The organism is Streptomyces sp. NPDC037401 (assembly GCF_055602345.1).
In genome coordinates this window covers 1-1,577 of the sequence record NZ_JBVJWO010000087.1, presented here as the reverse complement: position 1 = coordinate 1,577, position 1,577 = coordinate 1, and the positions used below count along the sequence as shown (strand labels likewise).

The 1,577-nt window shown below is 72.0% G+C and carries 2 protein-coding genes; both read left to right on the top strand.

Annotated features, from left to right (window positions below):
• Positions 1-162 precede the first annotated feature (162 nt).
• Positions 163-897, top strand: coding sequence for a TetR/AcrR family transcriptional regulator (locus ACZ7H1_RS37330; protein WP_470792943.1), 735 nt, complete (start codon positions 163-165; stop codon positions 895-897).
• A 24-nt stretch (positions 898-921) separates the two neighbouring features.
• A complete protein-coding gene (locus ACZ7H1_RS37325) occupies positions 922-1,446 on the top strand; it encodes a GNAT family N-acetyltransferase (protein ID WP_470792942.1) in 525 nt (174 codons plus the stop codon).
• Positions 1,447-1,577 lie beyond the last annotated feature (131 nt).

Genomic DNA, 1,577 nt, shown 5'->3' with positions numbered 1-1,577 from the left:
AGAACCGCCCGCTCTGACCTGCGGGTCAGAGCACTTCTCAGAATCGCTTCACCACCGGGCTAAAGCCCGATGCACTGCGATTAGTTCCGGTAGCCCCGCGGCCGGGCGGCCCGTGGAGCACACCCCTCCACTGCGAATGGGCCGGTGGGTAGGGTGGTTCACATGACAACCAAAGTGCGGCGCAGGATGGGTGTCGAGGAGCGGCGGCAGCAGCTGATCGGTGTCGCGCTGGAGTTGTTCAGTCACCGGTCGCCCGACGAGGTGTCCATCGACGAGATCGCGGCAGCCGCGGGGATCTCGCGGCCGCTCGTGTACCACTACTTCCCCGGCAAGCTCAGCCTGTACGAGGCCGCGCTGCGGCGGGCCGCCGACGATCTGGCCGGGCGGTTCGCGGAGCCGCACGAAGGGCCGCTCGGGGCGCGGCTGTTGCGGGTCATGGGGCGGTACTTCGCCTTCGTGGAGGAGCACGGGCCCGGGTTCTCGGCGCTGATGCGGGGCGGTCCGGCGGCGGGGTCCAGCCGGGCGAACGCGATGATCGACGAGGTGCGGCAGGCCGCGTACGAGCAGATCCTCGCGCACCTGGGGGTCGAGGAGCCGCCTGCGCGGCTGGAGCTGGTGGTGCGGTCCTGGGTGTCGCTCGCCGAGTCCACCGCGCTGATCTGGCTGGACGGCAGGGAGATCCCGCGGCGCGAGCTGGAGCTGCAGCTCGTGCACGACTTCGCGGCGCTGATGGCCGTGAGCGCGGCGTACGACGCGGAGATGGCCGGGATCGTGGGGCGGGTGCTGGCCGGCGAGCCGGGCGACGGGCCCTTCGGGGAGCTGCTGGGGCGGCTCGCGGCGCTCGTGACCGCCGAGGTCCCGGAGCCCGTTCCGGCGCAGGTGCCGCAGCCCCGGTGATCATCCGGCGGCGATAATTCCCGCGTGATCATTGACGACGGGATTGTGTTCCGGCAGGCCGAGGAGAAGGACGCCGCCTCCCTCGTGGCCCTGTACGACGGGGCCGCGCGGTGGATGCGGGCGAACGGCATCGCGCAGTGGAAGCCGGGCGAGAAGGACACGGCGCACTTCCGGGCGCGGATGCGGGACGGCGAGGTGTGGCTCGCGCGGGGTGAGGACGGCCTGGTGTGCGGTGCGTACGAGCTGTGGTGGTCGGACGAGGAGGCCTGGGGCGTCCAGCCGCCCGTCGCGGGGTACGTGCACCGGCTGATGGTGGACCTGGGGAACGCGCCCGCGGGGACGGGACGGCGGCTGCTGGAGCACGCCGAGCGGCGGATCGGCCGCACCGGGCGGGAACGGGCCCGGCTGGACTGCGTGTCGACCAACCCGCGGCTGTTGGCGTACTACCAGGGCGCGGGCTACCGCGTGGTGGGCGAGTTCCCGAACAAGGAGGGCCGGGACGGCCGGGTGTACGGGGTGATCCTGCTGGAGAAGCGGCTCGACGGCTGAGCCGTGACACGCAGGTGCCCGGGGGGGGGGGGGGGGGGGGGAGGGGGCAAAGGGGGGGGGGGGGGGAGAGAAAACGGGACGAGGATAGGGACATCTTAAAGCACACAACATCCCCCCTGGCCAATCGCAAG